Source organism: Corynebacterium sp. HMSC064H12 (assembly GCF_001809925.1).
In the GTDB taxonomy this organism is placed as follows: Bacteria; Actinomycetota; Actinomycetes; order Mycobacteriales; family Mycobacteriaceae; genus Corynebacterium; species Corynebacterium jeikeium_D.
In genome coordinates, this window is record NZ_KV799355.1 from 11,217 (window position 1) to 33,235 (window position 22,019).

21 protein-coding genes are annotated in these 22,019 nt (G+C 59.0%); 6 read left to right on the forward strand and 15 right to left on the reverse strand.

The features are described 5' to 3' along the window. Positions 1-415: 415 nt before the first annotated feature. The 5 genes from pstB to mshD all read right to left on the reverse strand — a co-directional run bounded on the left by pstB (position 416) and on the right by mshD (position 5,837). Complete coding sequence (gene pstB, locus HMPREF2681_RS08860; RefSeq protein ID WP_016421380.1) at positions 416-1,192, reverse strand: phosphate ABC transporter ATP-binding protein PstB; 777 nt, start codon at positions 1,190-1,192, stop codon at positions 416-418. 48 nt (positions 1,193-1,240) lie between these two features. After that, a complete protein-coding gene (gene pstA, locus HMPREF2681_RS08865) occupies positions 1,241-2,134 on the reverse strand; it encodes a phosphate ABC transporter permease PstA (RefSeq protein ID WP_042388200.1) in 894 nt (297 codons plus the stop codon). A gap of 77 nt (positions 2,135-2,211) precedes the next feature. Further along, the gene (gene pstC / locus HMPREF2681_RS08870; protein WP_049173061.1) at positions 2,212-3,255 is read right to left on the reverse strand and encodes a phosphate ABC transporter permease subunit PstC; all 1,044 of its coding nucleotides are present in this window, start codon (positions 3,253-3,255) and stop codon (positions 2,212-2,214) included. 236 nt (positions 3,256-3,491) lie between these two features. After that, positions 3,492-4,589: a phosphate ABC transporter substrate-binding protein PstS gene (gene pstS / locus HMPREF2681_RS08875; RefSeq protein WP_016421383.1), complete on the reverse strand. Its 1,098-nt coding sequence runs from the start codon at positions 4,587-4,589 to the stop codon at positions 3,492-3,494. A 339-nt stretch (positions 4,590-4,928) separates the two neighbouring features. Beyond that, positions 4,929-5,837 (reverse strand): mycothiol synthase, encoded by a 909-nt coding sequence (mshD, locus tag HMPREF2681_RS08880; RefSeq protein ID WP_070438786.1) that lies wholly within the window; start codon positions 5,835-5,837, stop codon positions 4,929-4,931. 81 nt (positions 5,838-5,918) lie between these two features. On the opposite strand from mshD, the gene HMPREF2681_RS08885 reads away from it, so the two are divergent. Further along, positions 5,919-6,776 carry an LmeA family phospholipid-binding protein gene (locus HMPREF2681_RS08885; protein ID WP_049173063.1) on the forward strand — a complete coding sequence of 286 codons (858 nt, stop codon included), beginning with the start codon at positions 5,919-5,921 and terminating at the stop codon, positions 6,774-6,776. 101 nt (positions 6,777-6,877) lie between these two features. Beyond that, a complete protein-coding gene (locus HMPREF2681_RS08890; RefSeq protein ID WP_016421386.1) occupies positions 6,878-7,558 on the forward strand; it encodes a heme-binding beta-barrel domain-containing protein in 681 nt (226 codons plus the stop codon). Positions 7,559-7,592: 34 nt separating this feature from the next. Here the strand turns inward: HMPREF2681_RS08890 and HMPREF2681_RS08895 are convergent, their stop codons facing one another. Continuing rightward, positions 7,593-8,480 carry an aminodeoxychorismate lyase gene (locus HMPREF2681_RS08895; protein ID WP_049190238.1) on the reverse strand — a complete coding sequence of 296 codons (888 nt, stop codon included), beginning with the start codon at positions 8,478-8,480 and terminating at the stop codon, positions 7,593-7,595. An 80-nt stretch (positions 8,481-8,560) separates the two neighbouring features. On the opposite strand from HMPREF2681_RS08895, the gene HMPREF2681_RS08900 reads away from it, so the two are divergent. Then, positions 8,561-9,715 (forward strand): CAF17-like 4Fe-4S cluster assembly/insertion protein YgfZ, encoded by a 1,155-nt coding sequence (locus HMPREF2681_RS08900; protein ID WP_083301609.1) that lies wholly within the window; start codon positions 8,561-8,563, stop codon positions 9,713-9,715. Positions 9,716-9,975: 260 nt separating this feature from the next. After that, a complete protein-coding gene (locus tag HMPREF2681_RS08905) occupies positions 9,976-10,158 on the forward strand; it encodes a DUF3073 domain-containing protein (RefSeq protein ID WP_005511943.1) in 183 nt (60 codons plus the stop codon). Between the two features lie 311 nt (positions 10,159-10,469). Here the strand turns inward: HMPREF2681_RS08905 and purM are convergent, their stop codons facing one another. The 3 genes from purM to HMPREF2681_RS08920 all read right to left on the reverse strand — a co-directional run bounded on the left by purM (position 10,470) and on the right by HMPREF2681_RS08920 (position 13,753). After that, positions 10,470-11,534, reverse strand: coding sequence for a phosphoribosylformylglycinamidine cyclo-ligase (purM, locus tag HMPREF2681_RS08910; protein WP_016421389.1), 1,065 nt, complete (start codon positions 11,532-11,534; stop codon positions 10,470-10,472). A gap of 158 nt (positions 11,535-11,692) precedes the next feature. Beyond that, on the reverse strand, positions 11,693-13,261 hold the full coding sequence (gene purF, locus HMPREF2681_RS08915; protein WP_049190235.1) for an amidophosphoribosyltransferase: 1,569 nt from the start codon (positions 13,259-13,261) through the stop codon (positions 11,693-11,695). Between the two features lie 51 nt (positions 13,262-13,312). Beyond that, entirely contained in the window at positions 13,313-13,753 is a 441-nt protein-coding gene (locus HMPREF2681_RS08920) for a sterol carrier family protein (RefSeq protein WP_016421391.1), read from the reverse strand. A gap of 29 nt (positions 13,754-13,782) precedes the next feature. Between HMPREF2681_RS08920 and HMPREF2681_RS08925 the strand changes: the two genes are divergently transcribed. Next, positions 13,783-14,790, forward strand: coding sequence for an acyl-CoA thioesterase (locus HMPREF2681_RS08925; RefSeq protein ID WP_016421392.1), 1,008 nt, complete (start codon positions 13,783-13,785; stop codon positions 14,788-14,790). Here HMPREF2681_RS08925 and HMPREF2681_RS08930 read toward each other — a convergent pair. Beyond that, a complete protein-coding gene (locus HMPREF2681_RS08930) occupies positions 14,787-15,494 on the reverse strand; it encodes a hypothetical protein (protein WP_070546860.1) in 708 nt (235 codons plus the stop codon). The genes HMPREF2681_RS08925 and HMPREF2681_RS08930 overlap by 4 nt on opposite strands. A gap of 119 nt (positions 15,495-15,613) precedes the next feature. Here HMPREF2681_RS08930 and HMPREF2681_RS08935 point away from each other — a divergent pair, with 119 nt between their 5' ends. After that, a complete protein-coding gene (locus HMPREF2681_RS08935; protein ID WP_239272507.1) occupies positions 15,614-16,552 on the forward strand; it encodes a hypothetical protein in 939 nt (312 codons plus the stop codon). Positions 16,553-16,558: 6 nt separating this feature from the next. On the opposite strand, the gene HMPREF2681_RS08940 is transcribed toward HMPREF2681_RS08935, so the two are convergent. The 5 genes from HMPREF2681_RS08940 to HMPREF2681_RS08960 form a co-directional block, all read right to left on the reverse strand. Next, positions 16,559-17,050 (reverse strand): glutathione peroxidase, encoded by a 492-nt coding sequence (locus HMPREF2681_RS08940; protein WP_049173070.1) that lies wholly within the window; start codon positions 17,048-17,050, stop codon positions 16,559-16,561. 46 nt (positions 17,051-17,096) lie between these two features. Next, positions 17,097-17,906: a polysaccharide deacetylase family protein gene (locus tag HMPREF2681_RS08945; protein WP_246815980.1), complete on the reverse strand. Its 810-nt coding sequence runs from the start codon at positions 17,904-17,906 to the stop codon at positions 17,097-17,099. A 133-nt stretch (positions 17,907-18,039) separates the two neighbouring features. Continuing rightward, on the reverse strand, positions 18,040-18,711 hold the full coding sequence (gene bluB, locus HMPREF2681_RS08950; RefSeq protein ID WP_049173072.1) for a 5,6-dimethylbenzimidazole synthase: 672 nt from the start codon (positions 18,709-18,711) through the stop codon (positions 18,040-18,042). A 4-nt stretch (positions 18,712-18,715) separates the two neighbouring features. Further along, entirely contained in the window at positions 18,716-20,947 is a 2,232-nt protein-coding gene (locus HMPREF2681_RS08955) for a S9 family peptidase (RefSeq protein ID WP_370449653.1), read from the reverse strand. Positions 20,948-20,952: 5 nt separating this feature from the next. Continuing rightward, positions 20,953-21,846, reverse strand: coding sequence for a phosphoribosylaminoimidazolesuccinocarboxamide synthase (locus HMPREF2681_RS08960; RefSeq protein ID WP_070438796.1), 894 nt, complete (start codon positions 21,844-21,846; stop codon positions 20,953-20,955). Positions 21,847-22,019: the final 173 nt, after the last annotated feature.

The window sequence follows — 22,019 nt, forward strand, 5'->3', positions numbered from 1 at the left end:
TGTTGGGCTGCTCGGCGGGCTGGGTGTTGGGCTGAGCTGTAGGGATGTCGGGGTGGCTGCTGGCCTGGGGCGCGGGTTTTTAGGCCGGAGTGGAGCCGTTTTTAAGCCACACTGGGCTAAACACCTCCCCAGCCAAACACTGTCTCAAACCGAGAAACTGACTAGGTTTATGACACTTTACTGCGAGTAAACGCTATTCATCTGACATAAACCTAGTCAGTAACTGCTTGATCCCGCCACAAAAACTGTTTTCCCCGGCACAAATCACCTCCGCGGTTAGACAATCGGGTGGCAAAACATGTGCTCGACATAGCAATCTCATAAACCGCAACAACAAAAAGAGCCCCGTACCTCGCGTGAACACGCGTGAGGTACGGGGCTCTTTCTTTTGCTTATTACGGCATACGCCAAGCGTTTAACCGAAGCGACCGGAGATGTAGTCCTCGGTTTCCTTCTTGTCTGGATTCTCGAAGATCTTCTTGGTCGGGCCAACCTCAACCAGGCGACCCGGCTTACCGGTTGCCTCGAGGGAGAAGAATGCGGTCTGATCGGACACACGAGCTGCCTGCTGCATGTTGTGGGTCACGATGACGATGGTGAATTCTTCCTTCAGCTCATGAATCAGGTCCTCGATTGCCAGAGTGGAAATCGGGTCCAGTGCGGAACACGGCTCGTCCATCAGCAGAACTTCCGGCTCAACTGCAATTGCGCGTGCGATACACAGACGCTGCTGCTGACCACCAGAGAGGCCGCCACCCGGCTTGTCCAGGCGGTCCTTGACCTCATCCCAGAGGTTGGCGCCGCGCAGGGACTTCTCGGCAACCTCCTGGAGATGAGCCTTGTTCTTAACACCGGCCAACTTCAGGCCAGCCACGACGTTGTCCTCGATGGACATGGTCGGGAACGGGTTCGGACGCTGGAACACCATACCGATGGTGTTACGAACAGAGACCGGATCGATCTTCGGGCCATAGATGTTTTCGCCGTCGAGAAGCACCTCGCCAGTGACGTAGGCACCCGGGATGACCTCGTGCATACGGTTCAGCGAACGGAGCACGGTGGACTTACCACAGCCGGACGGGCCAATGAATGCGGTAACGGAACGCGGCGGGACGTGCAGGTCGACGTTCTGCACAGCGTGGAAATCGCCGTAGTAGATGTTGACATCGTTAAGGTCTAGGCGCTTAGCCATGGTCTTTCAAAAACCTTCCTTGAAATAGCGGACGTTAGGCGCCCAGCATTAACTGCTCTTGACGGAGAACTTGGCGGATATGACGCGCGCCAGGATATTGATGAGGGCAATGATGAGAACCAGCGTGAGCGCTGCGCCCCACATCTTGTCGAATGCCGCACCGGTATTACCGGCCTTGTACATGTCCAGCATGAACAGCGGCAGCGAGGACTGCGACTGGCCGAACGGGTTATAGGTGATGATTCGTGAGGTTGCAACCAGGATCAGCATCGGTGCGGACTCACCCATGACGCGGGCGACGGCCAGCATGATGCCGGTGACGATGCCCGACAGTGCGGTCGGGAGCACGATCTTCAAAATGGTCTTCCACTTCGGAACACCCAGAGCGTAAGAGGCTTCACGCAACTCGTGCGGAACGATGCGCAGCATTTCCTCGGTGTTGCGGACAACGATTGGCAGCATCAGCAGAACCAGCGCCAGCGAGACGGCGAAGCCGGAGCGACTCATGCCGAACATGACCACCCACATCGAGTAGATGAACAGCGACGCGACAATCGACGGCACACCGGAGAGAATGTCGACCATGAAGGTGGTGACCTTGCCCAGGCGGGAGTTACCTGCGTACTCGACCAAGTAGATGGCGACGAAGATACCGAACGGCACGGTCATGAGAGTAGTAACCAGAGCCTGAACCAAGGTACCGACGATTGCATGCGCAACACCGCCGGCAGACGCACCAACGGTGACACCGCGCTGGGATGCAGTCCACCACTCACCACTCAGCAGTGACGGGGTACCTCGGACGACAAGCTCGAAGAGAACCCACACCAGCGGGACCAGAGCAAGAGCCATGCAGAAGTAAATCAGGACCGTGGAGACGCTGTCCGCCACCTTGCGGGAACCCTTAATCTGGGTGAATGCCGACTCGGTGGTGGGGACCATGTCTGCAGGGCCGTGAGGCGAAGAATCAGTAGTTGAACTAGTCATTGTTACTTCTCGTTTCTTTTCCTACGACCTTGCTACTTCTTCGCAATCATTCGGGCTGCGGAGTTGACCACGAAGGTCAGCAAGAACAGCACCAAACCTGCGGACATGTAAGCGCCGGCCTTGAGGTTGTCATTGAACTCCGGTGCCGCATTAGCAATTGCGGTTGCGAAGGTGGTACCACCGTCGAAAAGCGAGCCACGGAATGCCGAGGACGGGGAGATTACGAGGTACAGAGCCATCGTCTCACCGAGGGCACGTCCCAGACCCAGCATCGAGCCGGAGATAAAGCCAGAACGACCGAATGGCAGAATAGCCAGCTTGACCATCTCCCAACGGGTCGCACCGAGAGCCAGCGATGCCTCAATGTGACCACGCGGGGTCTGAACAAAGACCTCACGGGTGGTAGCCGCAATAACCGGCAGAATCATAATTGCCAGCACAATGCCACCGGTGAAGAGGTTTCGACCGGTCTCGAATGCCGGCGAGTTTGGGTACAGGGCAAACATCGGGATAAAGCCCAGCGTCTTAGCCAACCACCCGTACAGACCAGCCAATGCCGGACCGAGAGCCATAAAGCCCCACAGACCGTAAACAATCGACGGCACTGCAGCCAGCAAATCCACGAGGTAACCCAGCGGCTTGACCATCTTCTTTGGAGCATAGGCAGTCAGGAAGATAGCAATACCCAGCGCAACCGGCATAGCCAGAATCAGCGCCAGGATGGAAACCGCGACGGTCACCAGAAACATGTTCGGAATACCGAAGTACATGGCGGAGGTATCCGCCAGGTTCCATCGTTCGGTGTAGGTGAAGAAGTTCGCTTCGTTACGGGACATTGCCGGAACTGCGCGCAGGAGCAGGAACACTGCAATTGCGATGATGGCAGCAGTCACCAATGCGGAAGATCCTACCGCCAGAATCTTGAAGATTCGGTCACCAGGACGAACAACGCCGGTCTGAATGGCTTGCTCTTCCGAGCTCTCGTCGCCGGAGGAATCCACCTGCGGTGCTGAGGACTGCAACAGACTGCTGTCTACAGCCTCCTGCTTCCCTTCAATGGGAGTCGAGGAACTCATGATCTCATTTCCTAAGTAGAAGTGATTTGTGCTTAAACGCACATGAAGACCGATTGGCCTCTGTACCCCTCTACGAGCGGTACCCAATCAACTGAGGTGTCGATATATAAAGCCAACCGGTCTACGTCAGGTTTTCGGCCTACAGCTCAGATCTGCGTGGCCGGCTGAAGTGATCCTCGCGCCAACCGGGTAAGGACAGAGCCAACTCTGCTTTCACCCGCGTTGCACGCAAAGAATTACTTGATAGCGTCAACCGCTGCGGACAGCTTGTCCTTGAACTCACCCTGAACCGGGATGTAACCCAGCTCTTCGAGCTCTGGGCCCTGGCCCTCTTCCAGAACAACCTTCAGGAAGTTCTTAACCAGGTCACGAGTCTGCTCGTCGTAACCAGCGGAGCAGACGATTTCGTAAGTGGTCAGAACCAGCGGGTAAGCGCCTTCCTCGTCCATTGCGAACAGAGCGTCGGTGTCAACAACCATGTTGTGACCCTCAGTCTTAAACGTGACGGAATCCAGAGCCTTACCGACGGTGTCGTTGTTCAGCTCAACCGGACCATGACCGAAGTCCATCTTGGCGATGCCCAGGTCCTTGTCCTCAGCGAAGCCAGCCTCGACGTAGGTGATAGCACCGTCGATGTTGGCGACCTCGTTGACAACACCAGCCGAGCCGTTAGCACCCTGGCCAGTAGCAGTCGGGAAGGACTTGGAAGCCTCGTGCTGCCACTGCTCCGGAGCAGCTGCGCTCAGGAACTTCATGAAGTTATCAGTAGTACCGGACTCCTCAGAGCGGTAGACAACCTTGATGTCCTTCTCCGGAAGATCGACACCCTCGTTGACCTCAGCGATCTTCGGGTCGTTCCACTTGGTGATTTTGCCGTCGAAGATTTCAGCAACCAGAGCCGGGGTCAGAGCGACGTCAACACCCTCGAGGTTGTAGGCAACGGCAACCGGACCGATAACCATCGGCAGGTGCCATGCTTCATTGCCGTCGCAGCGCTTCTTAGCCTCTGCGACCTGGTCCTTGCCGTCCTTCTCCTTCAGCGGGGAGTCAGAGCCAGCGAAAGCAACGGTGCCGGCAATGAACTGAGTCTGACCGGAACCAGAGCCAGATGCGTTGTACGACAGGGTCGAGCCGGTCTCTTCAAACTTGGTGGCAAACAAATCCATGGCGCGCTGCTGCGAGGTAGCGCCCTCGCCCTGCAGCTCACCGGTGACGTCAGCCAGACCCTCAACGTTAGAAGCGCCTTCGCCGCCCTCTTCAGAGCAAGCAGCCAGGGTAAGGCTTGCAACAGCGGCCAAACCAATGACAGATGCCGCACGGTTCTTCTTCAGCACAGTAAATCCTCCGGGGTTTTACACAATGAGTGAAACAGTTCACGTGGAACCGCCACACTCCGGTCCACTGCGCTGAACCTATCTACCGATAGTAACCGGAACCTGTTCAGAACATTAACAATTGGTGAACGGCGCAAGTAATTCTTTATTTATCCTCATTTTCCCTGTAAGAGGCCCTAAAATGCGCCCCTGAAACACTGAGGATTGGACAGCATCTCCTCAAAAACACAAGAATCATTGCCCCCGCGCCAGAGGAAAACCACCTAAAACTGAGATAAAGCTAAGCTCCCCCTCCCCAATAACTCGCCTTCAATCCCCCCCCCAATCGAACCGTCACATCTACGCGCCGTACATCACATCACGGCGGGCCACCTCAAAACCGACCGCACGGTACGTGCGCACTGCCGGCGCATTGTCGCCTTCCACATAGAGAATTACCTTTTCCGCTCCCCGGTTCCGGAGATAGGAAAGCCCAACATTGGTCAGCCATCGCCCCAGGCCACGTCCGCGTGCCTTCGAGCTCAGCCCGATCACATACACCTCACCAGTTGGCACAGACTCCTCGGCGTGCCACTTCGTCCAGTGGAAACCGCAAATCTCCTCCGCACTGTCGCGCGCCCCGGCCACATCCGCAGCAAAGAAAACGCCCTCCGGGTCGAACCACTGCACGTTTCGAGCTCGATCGAGTTGTGGCTGCGACCAACCACCCTGCTCCGGATGCCAGTCAAACGCCTCGTTATTCACAGCCAACCACGCCCGATCCACGGCCGCCTCACCCCACTTCGCGCGTGCCGCAGTCAGGGTTAGCGCTTCAACATCATCGCGCTTATCGACGGCCCCCGCAGCCTTCTCCAACGCTGAGCTCGAAATGGACATCTGCAACAGCTCGCGGATGACCTTGCGTCCCGTCAACTCTGCCAAACGGCTGGCACCGGCGACATCACCGTGAGCCCAGATAGGCAGGCGCTCGCCGACCTCAGCATCGATGTGCGCAAGCAGCTTCGCCCCGACTCCTTGCTTACGAAACTCCGGATCAACAACCATCTCCACTGCATCCGGCGCAACGGCTGCCAGGCCCAAGTAACGGTCGTTCTCAATAATCGCAAAGTGTCGATGCCCGAAAGAGTCGTCGTCAAGCCCTCGGACGAAAGCCTCGCCGAACGCCTCCACGCCGTCGGTGGAGTGGGCGTGCTGCAGCAGCGTACTGGCGACGGTGGTGTCTACGTCAAGCAGTTCGGTTACGTTCATACGCCCCACCCTATACACAGCAGCGAATTCAACACTTCCCCGATGTCGTCTGAGCCAAAAGCGATGGGGTACTAATAGAGTGTGTCCATTTCCCGACGACAGAAGAAGATCGGTGGCTCTATCCTCGCCGTTGCCGCGCTGGTAGTCGCCACCGACATGGGCTTCGCCAGCCATGCGGAGTACAAGCTCTCCGAGCATATTCAGGAGACTGCTCAGCTGGAGATGACCCCATACGTCGCCATTGGTGGCAAGGCCTACTTGTCTTCCTTTGTTACGGGTAAGTGGAGCTCCGTAACCTCGCGCATCCGCGATGTCGAGGTGCCCGACTTCGGCTTGGTATCTCTGGAGTACGGAGCTTCCAACGTTAAGATCCCGGCATCGGCAGTGCTCAGCGGTAATTTCCCAGAATCGCCGACGAAGCAGTACTTCACTAAGCTCTCGCTCGACGGAGTCTCTCTGGGAAACAAGCTGGGACTGACCGATTTGAGCATCCAGAGCCTGAAGGACTCCTCCCCCACCGGCGGCTGGGAGACCGAGGCTATCTTCGAGGCCACGCCAGCCGGATGGCAGGGAAAAACCCAGGTTACGGCGAAGTTGCGCATTGTCAGCCGCGACGTGGTCATTACGCCGATGGAGATTATTTCTGCGCCCTCGTCCCCAACGGATTCTAAGAACCACGTCAAACCTGAGCTGTCTGAGGCTGATACGCAGCACATTATGGACACCTTCGCTCTGACACTGCGGGATTCAGATATACCGATGGGCATGCCGGCGACTCGCGTGTACGTGTCGGGCGGTTCTATCACCATCGAAGGCGAACAGATTCTGTGCACCGTGTCGCCAACAAACTTCATGCCGCCGACATCCCAGCAGGATGCCGAGGCGTCAGCTCAATCCACGGAGAAGCTGCCGGAGAAGAACTGTCGGGTGCGTCGCTAAGGCCGTCGTCAAGCATCGCCGTTAAGCGTCGGTGCAGCGTTAGCACCATGCGACAACAGCCCATACATGGCCACAAGAGCTTCAGCGGTAGAGTGTGAAGCATGACCGAGAAGAATGGCAGCAACCAGACAGACGCCGCTGCACAGGAGCCTGCAGCTGCGGAAGCCCCTCGCCTCGACGGCAACGAGGCCATCAACCGCGCGGCCGAACAGGCCAAGAGCACCGCTACGCGCAACATCACTGAGCTTGAGGGGCTCCCGATCCCCGACGAGACCGCGAATCTGCGCTTCGGCCCGAATATTCACGACGGCCTGCTGGCACTACTGCCGCTGGTCGGCGTGTGGCGCGGTGAGGGGCAGGCGAACACTGTCGTCGACGGCGAGTACAACTTCGGCCAGCAGCTCATTTTCAGCCACGATGGCGAGAACTACCTGAAGTATGAGTCGCGCATCTGGAAGCTGGACGAAGAAGGCAAGCCGACCGGCCCTGACCAGCGCGAAACAGGATTTTGGCGCATTAACAACGAGGACGAGATTGAGTTCATCTGCGTCCACTCCACCGGCGTCACTGAGATCTACTACGGCAAGCCGGTTTCCGAGCGTGCATGGGAACTGCAGGCAGCCTCCACAATGGTCACTGCTACCGGTCCTGCATCCCTTGGCCCGGGCAAGCGCCTCTACGGTCTGATGCCGAACAATGATCTCGGGTGGGTAGACGAGCGCCTGCGGGATGAGGAGTTCGCTCCCCGCATGTCCGCGCAGCTCAAGCGCTACGCGGGCTAGGTTCTCCCCGCTTTACGACGGGCGTTGTGGGGCCCTACTGCGTCGCCAGCGCCTTGTCACACAGGTCGCGGAATTCCTTTTCCGCGATTGCATCCGGCTGCCGGATGGGCTCACCATCGATGGACTTAACCACGACCGCGATACGCACCGAAGACACCAGCCATACCGCATCGGCGGTGAATAGGTCCCCGGGCACCAGGACCGTCGGGGTGACTTTCCAGCCGCAGTTGGCGGCTGTTTCAAACAGCGCTGCCTGAGTTGTGCCCGGCAGCACTCCTTCACCGGGGTTGGGAGTCAGCAGTTCATTGCCGCGCTGAACGATGATGGTCGATGTTGGGCCTTCCAAGAGCTTGCCCTCTGCGGAGGTGAAGATGACATCGTCAAACCCCTTGGACTTGGCATAGCGCAAAGCGGCCATATTAGCTGCGTATGACAACGTTTTCGCGCCGATGAGCGCCCACGGTGCACGGGAGCCAAGGTCGAGCGAGAAACCGCGCTCTGCAAGCATGACCGATACCGGCTTCAGACGGTTTTCCGCCACCTTTTCCGCGGAGCTAGCCAAAACGTAGCCAGTCGGCTCTCCGGTGGACTCGCGACCACGCGAGTACACCCACCGCAACGTCGCATCCCCCTCAATTGACCTATCGCGCAACTCCTGTAGTGCGACCTCGGTAGCCGCCCGCCACTGCTGCAGATCTGGGGTTGGCAAATCCAGCATTAGCGCTGACGATGCGAATCGCTTCTCATGCCGGTCGGTATTACAGGTATGACCACCCCTGACCAGGAGTGTTTCAAAAACTCCGTCGCCGCGAATAGCTCCGAGATCATCCGCGTAGAGGAACGGCTGTCCTGCCTCGACAGCAATCGGGCCGCCGTCTGCGAAGACGTCGATAAGCACTAGAGAAGAAAGCGAATCCGTCATACACACAAGCTTAATCCATGCTTAATTTGAGGATTTCTGGTTAACATGAGGGAGTGAGTGTTGAGTATGTAAGTCCTTTGATGTCTCACGTGGCTGGCGCCGCTGCCCTCGAACTGGGCGGACAGATGGAAGGTTTGGAGAAGGCCTCAGAGAACGCCCCAGACGGAAACTCAGCGAAAAACGTTGAGCAAACCGCAGGGCAAGCTAGCGTGGCATGGCACTACGGCCGTCCGCTGGTAGAGCAACGTCATCTGCAGGAGGACTGCGGCGTAGTAGATCGCTCGTACTACCGCGTTATTGAGGTCACTGGCGAGGATCGCCTGACCTACCTCAACACACTTTTTTCGCAGAAGGTCGACGAAGCCGCTCCCGGCACTGTCACTGAAGCACTGAACCTGGATGCAAACGGTCACGTTCTCCATCACATGACGTTGACTGTTTTGGACGATTCCGTGCTTATCGACGTGCCCCCTGCTGGCTTCGACTCCCTGTTGAAGTACCTGAACATGATGGTGTTCTGGTCCAAGGTGGAAATTGCTGAAGTAGAACGGGCGATTATTTCCGTCATGGGGCCGAATGCCCCTGAGGTACTGGTAGCCGCTGGCCTCGCATTCCCGCAGGTGGGCAAAGCTACGACTGTGGGACATTCCTACGTCCGGCACCTGCCGTGGCCACGCGGCGGGCGTGTGGATGTGCTCGTGCGCCGACAGGATTTAGTCGGTGCTTGGGACGCGCTGGTGGCCGCTGGCGCCTCCCCAGTCGGCCTGATGGGCTGGGAGGCCGAACGCGTAGTCTCCTTGCGGCCCGAGCTGGGAATCGACGTAGACGAGAAGATGATTCCGCATGAGGCTCCCCGCTGGATTGCTTCTGAATTCGACACGGCTGCCGTGCACTTGGACAAGGGCTGCTATCGCGGCCAAGAGACGGTATCACGTGTCCACAATGTTGGTCGCTCCCCACGAGTTTTGGTGATGCTGCAGCTCGACGGCTCGGCCACCCTGCCGGAAACCGGCAATCCAGTGATGATGGGCAAGCGCGCCGTGGGCCGCGTGGGCACCGTCGTGCAACATGCCGATTACGGCCCGATTGCTTTGGCTCTGCTTAAACGCTCAGCTCAGGAGCGCGAGGGCCTTGTGGTGGGTGACTGCGCCGTGGCCGTCGACCCTTCCTCCATCGACCGCGTTGAGCAGCTGCCGCCGGGCCGTGTGGCCATCAACCGCCTGCGTGGGAAATAGGTAACAGGAAATAGGTAAAGCCACCAGACAGAGTGGTGAAAAAATAACTTTTTCCATTCTTTTTCAGAAAGGACATTTCCCCAGGTCACTACGCATATTGAGTTGCCTGAGCGCGAGGACACGACCCACTATGGGCCTCCCCGCGTAACCCCTTCGTCTAAAAATCAGCTATGGTGTCTTACAGGAATTAACGCAATAAGACATAAGTGGGTCGGCCGTATCCCCGTGCCGTCCCACGGATTACACAAGGGGGTCAGGCCATGGGTCGCGGCCGTGCGAAAGCAAAGCAGGCGAAGGTTGCCCGGCAGCTCAAGTACGATTCACCAGAAATGGATTTGGAACGTCTGCAGCGGGAACTCGTCGGCAAGTCGAACGAGTCCGATCGAGACGACTATTACTCTGACTGGGAGGAATGGGCCTCAGGCGCTGGTCGCGACAGCTAGCGCAAGCTAACCGCTGTCGTGTTTTCCGCAAAGCGTTTCTATTTCAATAAAGCAAGCACCCACCAACGATTCCGTTGGTGGGTGCTTGCTTTTGCTTCGTCGACTGCGTTTATGCTCGGCCGATTATGTTCGGCCGCGGCGAATCAATCCGAGTTACTGACTGCGTTTATGACAAAAATCGCCCGAAAAACGGCTCGAAAGTGTCATAAACTCATACAGTTTCACATTTGCAGCCCGTGGTTTTCTGGGATCTCCGTTGTGCAACCCGCATCCCGGCCGCCCGTCGCAGTAAACCGACGGCCGGCCGACGCTTAGAAGCGCGGGTGGCTGCCGCGCAAAACAGCCCCGTCCTCGCCCGCCTCGCTCTTGCGGACAGTACCCAGCTCCCAAGCGTTGATGTGGCGGGCAGTCAGCAGAGCCAGTGCACGATCGCGGTCCTCTGCAGAAACAATCGCAACCATACCAACACCCATGTTGAAGGTCTTCTCCATCTCCTCGCGGGAGACGTTGCCGAGCTCAGCAATGGTCTTGAAGATCGGCCCCGGGGTCCATGTTGCGCGGCTCATGTCAGCGGTCAGGCCTTCCGGCATGATGCGAACCATGTTGCCAGCCAATCCACCACCGGTGACGTGGCAGAAAGTGCGGACCTCGGCCTCGTTCATCAGAGCCAGGCAGTCCTTCGCATAAATCTTGGTTGGCTCCAGCAGCTCCTCCCCGAGGGTGCGGCCGAAGTCCTCGACGTAACCGTCGAGCTCCAGACCGGCCTTCTCCAGGAGAACGTAGCGAGCCAGCGAGTAGCCATTGGAGTGAAGTCCAGAGGACTCCATGGCGATAATGACATCGCCCTCACGCACGCGGTCCGGGCCGAGAAGCTTGTCCTCTTCCACGACACCGACGCCGGTAGCGGAGACATCGTACTCACCCGGTTCCATCACACCCGGGTGCTCTGCAGTCTCGCCACCAAGGAGGGCGCAACCCGCCTGGACGCAACCCTCGGCGATGCCGGAAACGATCTCGGCGACGTGCTCCGGCACGACCTTGCCAATTGCAATGTAGTCCTGCAGGAACAGCGGCTCGGCGCCGCACACAACCAGGTCATCGACGACCATGGCGACCAGGTCCAGGCCAATGGTGTCGTGCTTGCCGACGGCCTGCGCCACGGCCAACTTGGTTCCCACACCATCGGAGGATGCGGCCAGCAGCGGCTTTTCGTAGTTGCCCAGTGCAAACAGGCCGGCAAAACCACCGAGCCCGCCACGGACCTCTGGGCGAGTGGCCTTCTTGGCAATCGGGGCGAATAGTTCAACGGCGCGGTCGCCGGCTTCGATGTCGACACCGGCTGCAGCGTAGGAAGCACCAGAAACGTTCTCGGTCATTAGAGGCTCTCGCTTTAAACTTTCTCCCCCGGGCGGCGTTACTGCCGTATCCGGGAGTATTGGCGGACCGGGAACAAAGCAACGGCTGCAATCTACAGCACCGCTTGCGCTTCGTTCTCGGTTCAGTTCTCGTAGTTCATTCTAAGGAGGTTTCGAGGCTAATTGCTCGTTGCGGCTTTGGCAGCCTGGGCTGCCTGCATCCTCTCAACCGCTGCCGCATTCGGATTGCCCTCCGGCAGACCCAGCGGGTACTTGCCATCGAAGCAGGCACAGCACACTTCGCTCTTTGCCTGTTCGGAAGCGGCGACCATGCCATCGATGGAGACAAATCCCAGGCTGTCGGCACCAATCGCGGTTGCGATACCGGAGACAATGTCATTCTCATCGACACCGTTGGCCAGCAGCTCGCCCGGAGAGGCGAAGTCAATGCCGTAGAAGCACGGCCATTTCACCGGCGGTGCGGCGATGCGCACGTGCACTTCCTTTGCACCGGCCTCACGCAGCATGCGAATCAGGGCACGCTGGGTGTTGCCGCGGACAATGGAATCATCGACCACGACCAAGCGCTTACCGGCGATAACTTCCTTCAGCGGGTTCAGCTTCAGTCGGATGCCCAGCTGACGAATCGTCTGCGAAGGCTGAATGAAGGTACGCCCCACGTAGCCGTTTTTGGTCAGCCCCTGTCCAAACGGGATGCCCGATTCCTGGGCGTAGCCAACAGCGGCCGGGGTACCGGATTCCGGCACCGGCATCACCAGGTCACCGTCAGCCGGGAACTCACGTGCCAACTGGCGGCCCAGCTCAAGACGCACCGCGTTGACGGAGCGACCACGGATGTTGGAGTCCGGGCGCGCCAGGTAGACGTACTCAAAAATGCATCCAGCGTGGGCGGTCTCGGCAAAACGCTGCGAACGCACACCAGAAGCATCAATGGTCACCATCTCGCCTGGCTCGATCTCGCGGACGAACGATGCACCGACGATATCCAGCGCGCAAGTCTCGGATGCGACTACCCAGCCACCGGACAGGCGCCCCAGGCACAGCGGGCGCACACCGTATGGGTCACGCGCGGCGTACAGCGTCTCGCCATCGGTGAAAGTAAGACAGAAAGCACCCTTCAAACGCGGCAGCAGTGCCATCGCGGCCGCTTCTACATTGGTGCTGCAGCCGTAATCTTCGGGGTGGTCAATCTTGCCGGTTTCGTCGGCAAGCAAAGTGGTCATGATTGCGGAGTCACTGGGCAGCTCGCCCTCTTCACGCAGCAGGCCCTTGTCGACCGCCTCATGGAACAGCGTGAGGTGGTTGGTCAGGTTGCCGTTGTGCCCCAGCGCGATGTCCGTGCCGTCAGAGGCCATCTGGAACATCGGCTGTGCATTCTCCCACGCAGGAGCGCCAGCGGTGGTGTAGCGCGTGTGCCCCACCGCTACGTGCCCCTTCAGGGCGTCGAGCGTCTGCTCATCAAAAACCTGGGAAACAAGCCCGAGATCCTTGAATACGAGAATTTGGTCGCCGTCGCCGACTGCGATACCGGCGGCTTCCTGGCCGCGATGCTGCAGGGCAAACAGGCCATAGTAGGTGAGTTTGGACACGTCTTCGCCAGGTGCCCAAACGCCAAAAACGCCACATTCTTCGCGCGGGGATGTCTCCCCCAGATCGTCGTAAGGCGAAATTGGCAAAAGTTTGGACTTTGGTGCACCTGAAATGTTGGTATCGGCCACGACATTCACACTAATAGCCCCACCCGCCTAGGCACCAATTCAGCATCCCCCCCACGGGCTTTAAGAAATGCGCGCCACCGGCAGATGATTCCCAATTTCCGCCGCGCGCGTGCCCGACATATCGATGTGCGCCTGCACCTGCTCTAACGTGATCATTCCGCACGCGAGTCCCAGCCAAATCTCCGGCGACATCTCCACGACATTGGGCGGCGTACCGCGTGTGTGCCTGGGCCCCTCAATACACTGGACCGCGACGAAGGGCGGCACACGCACCTCGACGCTATGCCCCGGAGCCTCTTGGGCGAGCATCCGCACGGACAGACGTACCGCTTTGGCAAGGCTCGCACGGCTTAACGACGACCCCTGCGCCCCATCCGGCCCGATGAAGGAGGCAGCCTCTTGGTCAGATAGCAATTCGCGGCCGAGAAGCCGTTGCGCCGCCCAGGGTGCGGCGGTGGAAAGAGCGCTGCGAACGTCGAAAGGCGAGATTTTGGATACCATAACCTCATCCTAGAGTTATGCTTTCATATATGGATACGCAGTCAACTGAAAAAGCTGAACAGGTGCATGCTCCAGCGTCACCATCTCTTGTACTCCGTTTTATGGCATCGCCGACCGATGTCATTATGGCCGGAACCAATTCTGTCCACGGCGGCCGTGTGTTGCAGTGGATTGACAAGGCCGCTTACGCCTGCGCGACCGGCTGGTCGGGACGCTACTGCGTGACTGCGTACTTCGGTCACATTCACTTCACTCGCCCGATTCCCAGTGGCCACATTGTCGAGGTGCGCTCCAAGATTGCGCATACCGGCCGCAGTTCCATGCACATCGTCAACGAAGTGCTCTCGGCTGATCCGCGCGAGGGCAAGTTCACCCGCGCAGCTGACTGCCTGGTGATCTTCGTGGCCATGGATGAAAACGGTAAGTCGACTCCAGTGCCGAAGTGGGTGCCGCAAACGGAGGAAGAAGAGCGCGTTGAGAAGGCCGCTCTTTCCCGTTTTGAGCTTCGCCGCGACATCGAGGCCAGCATGCGCGCGCAGACCTACTCCGCGGACTCTTCCGCACCCGAACTGACCACTCGTTTCCTGGCAAAGCCGACCGATGTTAACTGGGGCGGAAACGTCCACGGCGGCACCGCCATGGAGTGGATCGACGAGGCTGCGACGGCAGTTACCACCAACTGGGCAGGGCGCCAGACCATTTCTGTCTACGCAGGTGGTATTCGCTTCTACAGCCCAATCCACATTGGCGACCTGGTTGAGGTGCGCGCACGCATCCTGCGTACAGGCACGACCTCGATGCACCTGTCGGTGCAGGTCTACTGCTGTGAGCCCCGCAAGGGTGTCGGTGGACTGCGCAAGGCACTGCACTCGACCATGACGTATGTCGCCATTGATGACGATTTCAACCCGCAGCCCGTACCGCACTTCCAGCCGACGACGGATGAGGACAAGCGCCTGCACGCTCACGATCTGTCACTGAAGGCGTTGCGTGACAAGTACAGCCCACTGCCGCTGATTGAGCGCGAACAGGACTAAGCCGCCTGGCTACCCGGCTTCCTGTTTTTCCACCAGATGGATAGGAACATCCAGCCAATCAGCGCGAAGGTGATGTAGGTGACGTACCGGTCAATCGTCTGCAGGGAGCCCTGGATGCTTGGGCCAAACTTCAGGCCCAAGTACAGGTAGAAGCACTTGAGCATCGCGGCACAGAGGAAGAGGTACACGCCTACTACCCAGCCGCGCACCTTCGCAATACCACCGATGGCCACGACAATCGTGGCCGGAATCGGCGAGAATGGCACAAACGATGCCAGCACACTCAGCCCGATGCGTTCATAGATGAAGTTCTCCATCTTCTTAAACCATCGCGGTGGGTGTCCGCCGAAACTCATCGTGATGAATTCCGTGCCCCACTTCTTGCCCATCCAGTAGAAGAACGGCATGAACTTGATTGTCGAAAGCGCCGCAATCACTACAACAGCGAAGAGGAGGAGCGGCCGGTCCTCGTTTTCCGACGCGAGAATCAGCACCGACAGATTCGATCCTGTCAGCCATGTGTGCAAGAACGTGTACTTGAGCAGCAAGACCGCACGGAACGGGATGATTGCAAAGCCGTACACGGCAACCAGCATCAGCGATGCATAGAGAAGCTTGTCTATTTTGTCCGGCTCACGCAGGAAGCTCGGCAGATCCTCACGAGGGTCGTGCTCGGCCTCGTTACGCATGTCGGGTGAAGTCATGAACCACAGTTTAACTGCACGCCCTCTTCTGCAGCAGGAGCCGCAGACTAGGCCATTACGTACGGCTCAGACGCACTCGCCAAGGACGACCGCAGCGCCGCCTACTATCCTGGGAAGATATGACCACCGATTCACCCGCGCCTGTACCCGCACAGCAGCCTCATGCAGCACGGTCTGAGTCTTCCTCACCATCGCTTGACGACGGCCAGGAGAACGCATCCTCACCGAGCATGCTGCAACGTGTTCGCGCCGCTATCCCGCCTGTGTCCATCCTGGTACTGACGGCGGTATTCCTCTTCGCCGGGTGGTTCACGCTCTTCGGTCCTATCAATGTTCTGGCTTGGCGTGGTGGCACGTTCCCCCGCACCGAGGCAGACCGCCCTTACTATCAGCAGGCTCTGAAGGATGTTGCGCGCTATCAGTACGAGGAGCAGCCCTCCCCTGAGGTTTACTTCGGCCTGGCGTGTGGCGCTACTGATGACGACATCCGCAGCGTTATCCCCAAGGTCGGCGAACACCCGAATTCAGACGCAGACCCAACTGCTGATGCAGATGCCGTCGCCGCCGCTGCTGCCACCAGGCCGGGTTCTGCACCTGCGGCTGCGAACGAGACTTCGAAACTGAATCCAAACCTTGACGCATTCGGCAACACGGTCGACTGCTCCGGTTCCTGGACTGCGCCATTCTTGTCATTCCTGCTCGCGTCCGCGGGTGTTCCGGTCTTTGATACGCCCGAGGATTCGGCTGCCACAACCGAGAACCCATGGCTGGTTACGGATGTCGAACAGCTCATGGATGCCTACAAGACACATGATGCTTTCGTCACCGACAAGGACTTCTCTCCTCAGGTGGGTGACATCATTTTCTACCGCTACCCCGCAGGCCTTGGGGTGCACGCCAACATGGTTGTCGCGGTTCAGGGTGACTGGGTCACCATCGGTGGCGATGAGCTTGGCAAGGTCGGTCTAGCTAGCATGACCCTGCGCAACCGAGGTGGCATCGTGGGTTACGGTGCCACGGGCTACTTCGAGCAAGCACCGCTGGACGCCACCAAATAGCCAAGTTTAAATAGGCAGGTTTTCCTCGATGAGGTCGCGCAGAGCATCGTCGTCAGGCGAGACCTTGGAGCGGAAACGGCCGATGACCTCACCCTCGGGCGAGACAACGAACTTTTCGAAGTTCCACTTCACATCCCCAGCCTCGCCGTCGGCATCCGGGGTTTCCTTAAGCAGCTTGTACAGTGGGTGCGCGCCATGGCCGTTGACCTTCGTCTTTTGGAAGAGCGGGAAGGTAACGCCGAATTCGCGCTGGCAGAACTGCTTGATTTCCTCGGCGTTGCCGGGCTCTTGCCCACCGAACTGGTTGCAGGGGAAGCCGAGGACGAAGAAGCCGCGGGGTGCGAATTCGTCGAAAAGTCCTTGCAGATCGTCGTACTGATCTGTGAAACCGCACTCCGAGGCGGTGTTGACGATAAGCAGAACGTGGCCTGCCCAGTCATTCATCGTTGCTTCGTTGCCGTCGATGGTGGTCACTGGGATGTCGAAGAGATTGCTCATAAACCCCACACTAGGGCAGTCCCCCGATAGCCGTCAGAGGTAGCGACTAGCCGACCTGCTCCATACCTTCAAAGAGCTCGCGGCCCAGCGGCACCGAAGAGTGGTTGACCGGCTGCGCACCCCCATCGACCGCCTGGTCAATGATGCCGACAACATCCTGGCGTAGCTTGTGCTCCCGCAGTTTCAAAGCGTTGACGGAGATGCGCACCGCGCGGCCCTTCTCCAGCGAGCGCTGCACCGAGGAGCGCACCGCACGGCGCCACCAACCGGCGCCGCCGAAGCCCTCGCCGATAGCCAGCACGCGAGTCGGATCAACAGCACCAGTGGTCAGGTCGCGGACACCATTTCGGTCCGCTGCCACACGGAAGCCCAGCTCCGGCAGCACGTTCATGGTCTCTGGCGACATGGTCCACTTCGGCGGTGCAAAGACGTCCGTCTCAAAACCCATCGCACGCATCTGGCGCGTTGCGGCGGTCAGGCGCAAACGCGCTTCATGTTCGCTTAACGACGCAAATTCCGCGCCTCGGCCTCGAACTGACTGATCGAACCCCGCGAGAACAATCTCGATGCCGTCATCGCTACGACGGCGGAGCCAATCCAGCACCGCCGGAGCTTCCCGCAACGACCAGTTTTTACCCGCATGCGGCGCTACCAGCAGAGACGGTGTAATACCGCGCTGTTCCATCGCTGCCACGAAACGAGCGACGTCGAGCAATGTGCCATCGCGCAAACCCGACACCGACACCAAAAGCGGCGAACCGACCACACCACCGTCAACAGTTACGAGCTCTTTGCCCGCTGGACGAATGACCTGGTCGGTCGTCCGAATCTGTTCTTGCACCCCACTGCCTGCCATGGATTCAACAAAAACAGGCGTATGTAAATTTTTGGTAACGGAGAGGACAAGGCTTGGAGAATACTCAGAAGCCTTTCAAATAAGAGTTCAAAAAGCGCCATCGCAGCACATCAATGTGCGTCTGCAGCGCGGATTATCCCCAATGCACAACCTCATCGAGAGCCAGTCCCTTGCGCCAACCGAACTTCTCCAAGTCACGCTCCTCGGCCAGGTGCGTTACTGGACCAATGCACAGCCAGGCCACCGGGCGCACGGGTGCCTCGACACCGACAAAGTCAGCCAGGAAATCCTCATGGTAGAAACTGACCCAGCCGACGCCGAGCCCCTCTGCCGTAGCAGCCAGCCACAGATTCTGAATAGCCAGCGCGACTGACATGAGGCCGGTGTCATCGACGGTGTCGCGGCCGAGAATGTTCTTGCCGCCACGGGTCGGGTCATAGGTGACGACGATGCCCGTTCCCGAGTCCACGATTCCTTCAATCTGAATCGGATTGAAGGTCTCACGCCGCTCGCCTTCGAGCTTGGCCGCGAATTCAGCGCGACGTCCGGCTACGTGGTCGGCAAACTGCTGCAGGCGGTCCGGATTCTGAATGATATGAAAGTCCCACGGTTGGGACAGCCCCACCGACGGGGCTGCATGGGCCGCCGCCAACACGCGCATCAATCGCTCCCTGTCCACCACTTCTCCGGCGAATTCGCGGCGCACATCCCGCCGCCGAAAAAGGGTGTGGTAGACGGCCAACTGATCGTCGGAAAGCGAATCGGTGTCAAAACCCTGCGCGGACAGCAGCGTGCGCATATCCATGCCGTTACTCCACCGCACCAGCAGTGTGGACAATCCAGGCGTACTCGAAGGCAGTCTGACGCCAGCGTTCGTAACGACCGGAAACACCACCATGACCTGCGGACATCTCGGTCTTGAGCAGGAACTGCCCCGGCTGACCTCCGACAACCTCGCGCAGCTTGGCGATCCACTTTGCCGGCTCCACGTAGAGCACGCGGGTGTCGTTCAAACTAGTAATCGCGAGAATCTTCGGGTACTTCGCATCGGCCGAGATGTTCTCGTACGGCGCGTAGGAGGCCATGTAGTCGTAGACCTCCGGGTCGTGGTAGGGATCGCCCCACTCATCCCACTCCACCACGGTCAGCGGCAGCTCTGGCATCAGCATGGATGTCAGGCAGTCGACAAACGGGACCACGGCCTGAATGCCCGCGAACCTATCGCCAGCAATGTTCGCGACCACGCCCATCAGCATGCCGCCCGCCGAACCGCCGAGTGCTACCAGCTGCTCGCGTGTGGTCCACCCAGAATCCAGCAGGTAGTCAGCGACGGCGACGAAGTCAGTGAATGTGTTCTTCTTCGTGGTTGCGCGACCGTTCTCCCACCAGCCGCGGCCCATTTCGCCACCACCGCGGACGTGTGCAATGACAAAAATCATCCCACGATCCAGCAGCGACAGTCGCGCGATGGAAAAGCCAGGATCCATCGAGGCTTCATAGGAACCGTAGCCGTAGAGCAGCGTCGGATTCGGCTTGCTCAGGTCCAGGTCCGCGCGGTGGATAATCGATACCGGAATCTGGGCACCGTCGGCTGCACTCACCCATTCACGCTTGGCGACGTAATCACCGCGATTAAACTTCCCGCGAATCTTCTGCTCCTTGAGCAGCACCCGCTTGCCCGAGGCAATATCAATCTGCCAAAGCTGCGACGGCGTGGTGAAGGAGCCGTAAGCGTAGCGCAACACCGGGGTGTCCCATTCAGCATTGCCGGTAGTGCCTGCAGAGTAGAGCTCTTCGTCGAAGTCGAGCTCGACGAAGTTCACAGCGGACGCTGGCACTGGAGCAGCAGCATGGCTTGTATCAGAGGCATCACCAGCGGAGCCAGCACCATCCTCATCCTGACCCAATACCGCCAGCGCCACACGGCCAATACCGCCACGACGGTAACCAAACGCGATGTGCCCAGCGAAGCAGTCGACGCCCTCAACGCGGACGTCATCGCGGTGCGGAACCAGCTCAGTGAGATCCGAAATGCTGTCGAAAGACCCCGCCGGCACCATGGCCAGTGCGAAGTTCGAACCAGTCATATTGTGTGTAATCAGCCACATATCCCGGCCGCTAATGACGGCGTGATCGATGTCGTATTCAACACCGGCCTCACGCGGGCGCACGCAGGTGAACTCACCGGTCGGGTCACTGGCGTCCAGGTACCAAACCTCGGAAGTAATCTTCGAGGAGCTCTCAATAATCAGGTACTTTTCGCTGCGTACCGTGCCGACTCCAACCCAGTAGGCCTCATCGGGCTCATGGAAGACACAGACATCATCCTCGGTGGAGGTGCCCACGCGGTGACGCCACACGGAATCCGGCCGCCAGGCTTCGTCGACCTTCTGGTAGAAGATCCACTCGGAGCCGACCCAGGTAGCACCTGCGGCGATGCCCGCAATTTCGTCATCAAGCAGTTCACCCGTGCGCAGATCCTTTACGCGCAGCGTGTAGCGTTCGTCGCCTGTGACGTCGGTGGAATAGGCCAGCAGATTGCCGTCCGCGGAGACGCTCGCTGCGCCGAGGGCGAAGAAATCATGGCCTTCGGCCAGCTCGTTGGCATCCAGGATGACCTGTTCTCCTGGTGCTGGGGCATCGTCGGCGATGGTCGGCGGCGTCCACGCGGCAAGACCGTCACCGGCCTCCGCACGCACGCGACAGCTCATCCCGTAGGACTTGCCCTCCTGCGTGCGCGAGTAGTACCACCAGCCGTTAAGGCGAGTTGGGACCGACATGTCGGTCTCCTGCACGCGCGACTTGATCTCCTTAAAAATCGCGTCCGCGGTGCCGTCAAGATCGGAGGTAAAAGCCTCCGTATAGGCATTTTCAGCCTCTAGGTAGTCGATAACCTCGGAGTTTTCCTTATCGCGGAGCCACTCGAAGTTATCGGTGAAGTCCCTTCCGTGGAAGGACCGAGTCACCGGCTTCCGTTGTGCACGGGGTGCGGGCAAATCCTTTTTTGCAGGCTTGCCGACGGATGCCGAGTCCAAGGTCACTTCGCTCACGCAGGTTCTCCAATCCAGTCCGAGAAGCGGCGGCCCGACAGTCGTTCGTAGGCCTCGACGTACCGCTCGCGAGTTGCTTCCACAACACTACCCGGCAGCGCCGGCGGCGGAGTGCCCTCGCCCTTCTTCCAGCCGGACTTGGAGCAGGTCAGCCAGTTTCGGACGTACTGCTTGTCGAAGCTCGGGTTAACCGAACCCTCCTGGTAGGAGTCGGCTGGCCAGTAGCGGGAGGAGTCCGGGGTGAGAACCTCGTCGGCCAGCACCAGGTTGCCGTCGGAGTCGAGGCCGAACTCAAACTTGGTGTCGGCCAGGATGATGCCGCGCTTAGCAGCCAGTTCAGCAGCCTGGGAGTAGATGCGCAGGGTGGCATCGCGAAGCTCTTCGGCGCGCTTCTGCCCCAGGGACTCCACAACGGCGTCGAAGGAGACATTCTCGTCGTGCTCGCCCAGCTCAGCCTTGGTGGCCGGGGTAAAAATCGGTTCTGGCAACTTGGAGCCCTCGACGAGGCCCTCTGGCAGCTCAATGCCACAGACAGTGCCGTTTTCCTTGTACTCGACCAGGCCAGAGCCTGTCAGGTAGCCACGTGCGACGCACTCGAATGGCAGCATGTCCAGCTTCTTGCACACCAGCGCACGACCTAGGCACTCCTCCGGAATGCGCTCATCGTCAGCCGGGCCAGCCATGTGGTTCGGGAAGTCAATCTCGTCGAAGAAGAACACGCTCATCGCGGTGAGCACTCGACCCTTGTCAGGAATCGGGGTCTCCAGAATGTGGTCGAAGGCAGAAATACGGTCACTGACCACAAGCAGCAGAGTCTCAGGGTCAATCTCGTAGATTTCCCGGACCTTGCCCGCGGAAAGATGGTTATACGAGGAAAGTTCAGGTCGCATGGCGATAAAGTCTAAACCCCTATACGCCTTTGCACTCTATTGATACCTCCGGCCGCCACCCCAACTAGTGGGGATTGACGCAATTACCGTCGTCAAGCGGGAAAACTTTTGAGATTCCGGAGTGCTGCCCATCGAATTTTTCACAGGTGGACGACGGTGTTTGCCCCTCACCT

Excerpts from the sequence above, each read along its gene's own strand:
- pstB (WP_016421380.1), bottom strand. The coding sequence starts at position 1,192 with ATGGCTAAGCGCCTAGACCTTAACGATGTCAACATCTACTACGGCGAT.
- pstA (WP_042388200.1), bottom strand. The coding sequence starts at position 2,134 with ATGGTCCCCACCACCGAGTCGGCATTCACCCAGATTAAGGGTTCCCGC.
- pstC (WP_049173061.1), bottom strand. The coding sequence starts at position 3,255 with ATGAGTTCCTCGACTCCCATTGAAGGGAAGCAGGAGGCTGTAGACAGC.
- mshD (WP_070438786.1), bottom strand. The coding sequence starts at position 5,837 with ATGAACGTAACCGAACTGCTTGACGTAGACACCACCGTCGCCAGTACG.
- HMPREF2681_RS08890 (WP_016421386.1), top strand. The coding sequence starts at position 6,878 with ATGACCGAGAAGAATGGCAGCAACCAGACAGACGCCGCTGCACAGGAG.
- HMPREF2681_RS08895 (WP_049190238.1), bottom strand. The coding sequence starts at position 8,480 with ATGACGGATTCGCTTTCTTCTCTAGTGCTTATCGACGTCTTCGCAGAC.
- HMPREF2681_RS08900 (WP_083301609.1), top strand. The coding sequence starts at position 8,561 with ATGTCTCACGTGGCTGGCGCCGCTGCCCTCGAACTGGGCGGACAGATG.
- HMPREF2681_RS08905 (WP_005511943.1), top strand. The coding sequence starts at position 9,976 with ATGGGTCGCGGCCGTGCGAAAGCAAAGCAGGCGAAGGTTGCCCGGCAG.
- purM (WP_016421389.1), bottom strand. The coding sequence starts at position 11,534 with ATGACCGAGAACGTTTCTGGTGCTTCCTACGCTGCAGCCGGTGTCGAC.
- HMPREF2681_RS08920 (WP_016421391.1), bottom strand. The coding sequence starts at position 13,753 with ATGGTATCCAAAATCTCGCCTTTCGACGTTCGCAGCGCTCTTTCCACC.
- HMPREF2681_RS08925 (WP_016421392.1), top strand. The coding sequence starts at position 13,783 with ATGGATACGCAGTCAACTGAAAAAGCTGAACAGGTGCATGCTCCAGCG.
- HMPREF2681_RS08930 (WP_070546860.1), bottom strand. The coding sequence starts at position 15,494 with ATGACTTCACCCGACATGCGTAACGAGGCCGAGCACGACCCTCGTGAG.
- HMPREF2681_RS08935 (WP_239272507.1), top strand. The coding sequence starts at position 15,614 with ATGACCACCGATTCACCCGCGCCTGTACCCGCACAGCAGCCTCATGCA.
- HMPREF2681_RS08940 (WP_049173070.1), bottom strand. The coding sequence starts at position 17,050 with ATGAGCAATCTCTTCGACATCCCAGTGACCACCATCGACGGCAACGAA.
- HMPREF2681_RS08945 (WP_246815980.1), bottom strand. The coding sequence starts at position 17,906 with ATGGCAGGCAGTGGGGTGCAAGAACAGATTCGGACGACCGACCAGGTC.
- bluB (WP_049173072.1), bottom strand. The coding sequence starts at position 18,711 with ATGGATATGCGCACGCTGCTGTCCGCGCAGGGTTTTGACACCGATTCG.
- HMPREF2681_RS08960 (WP_070438796.1), bottom strand. The coding sequence starts at position 21,846 with ATGCGACCTGAACTTTCCTCGTATAACCATCTTTCCGCGGGCAAGGTC.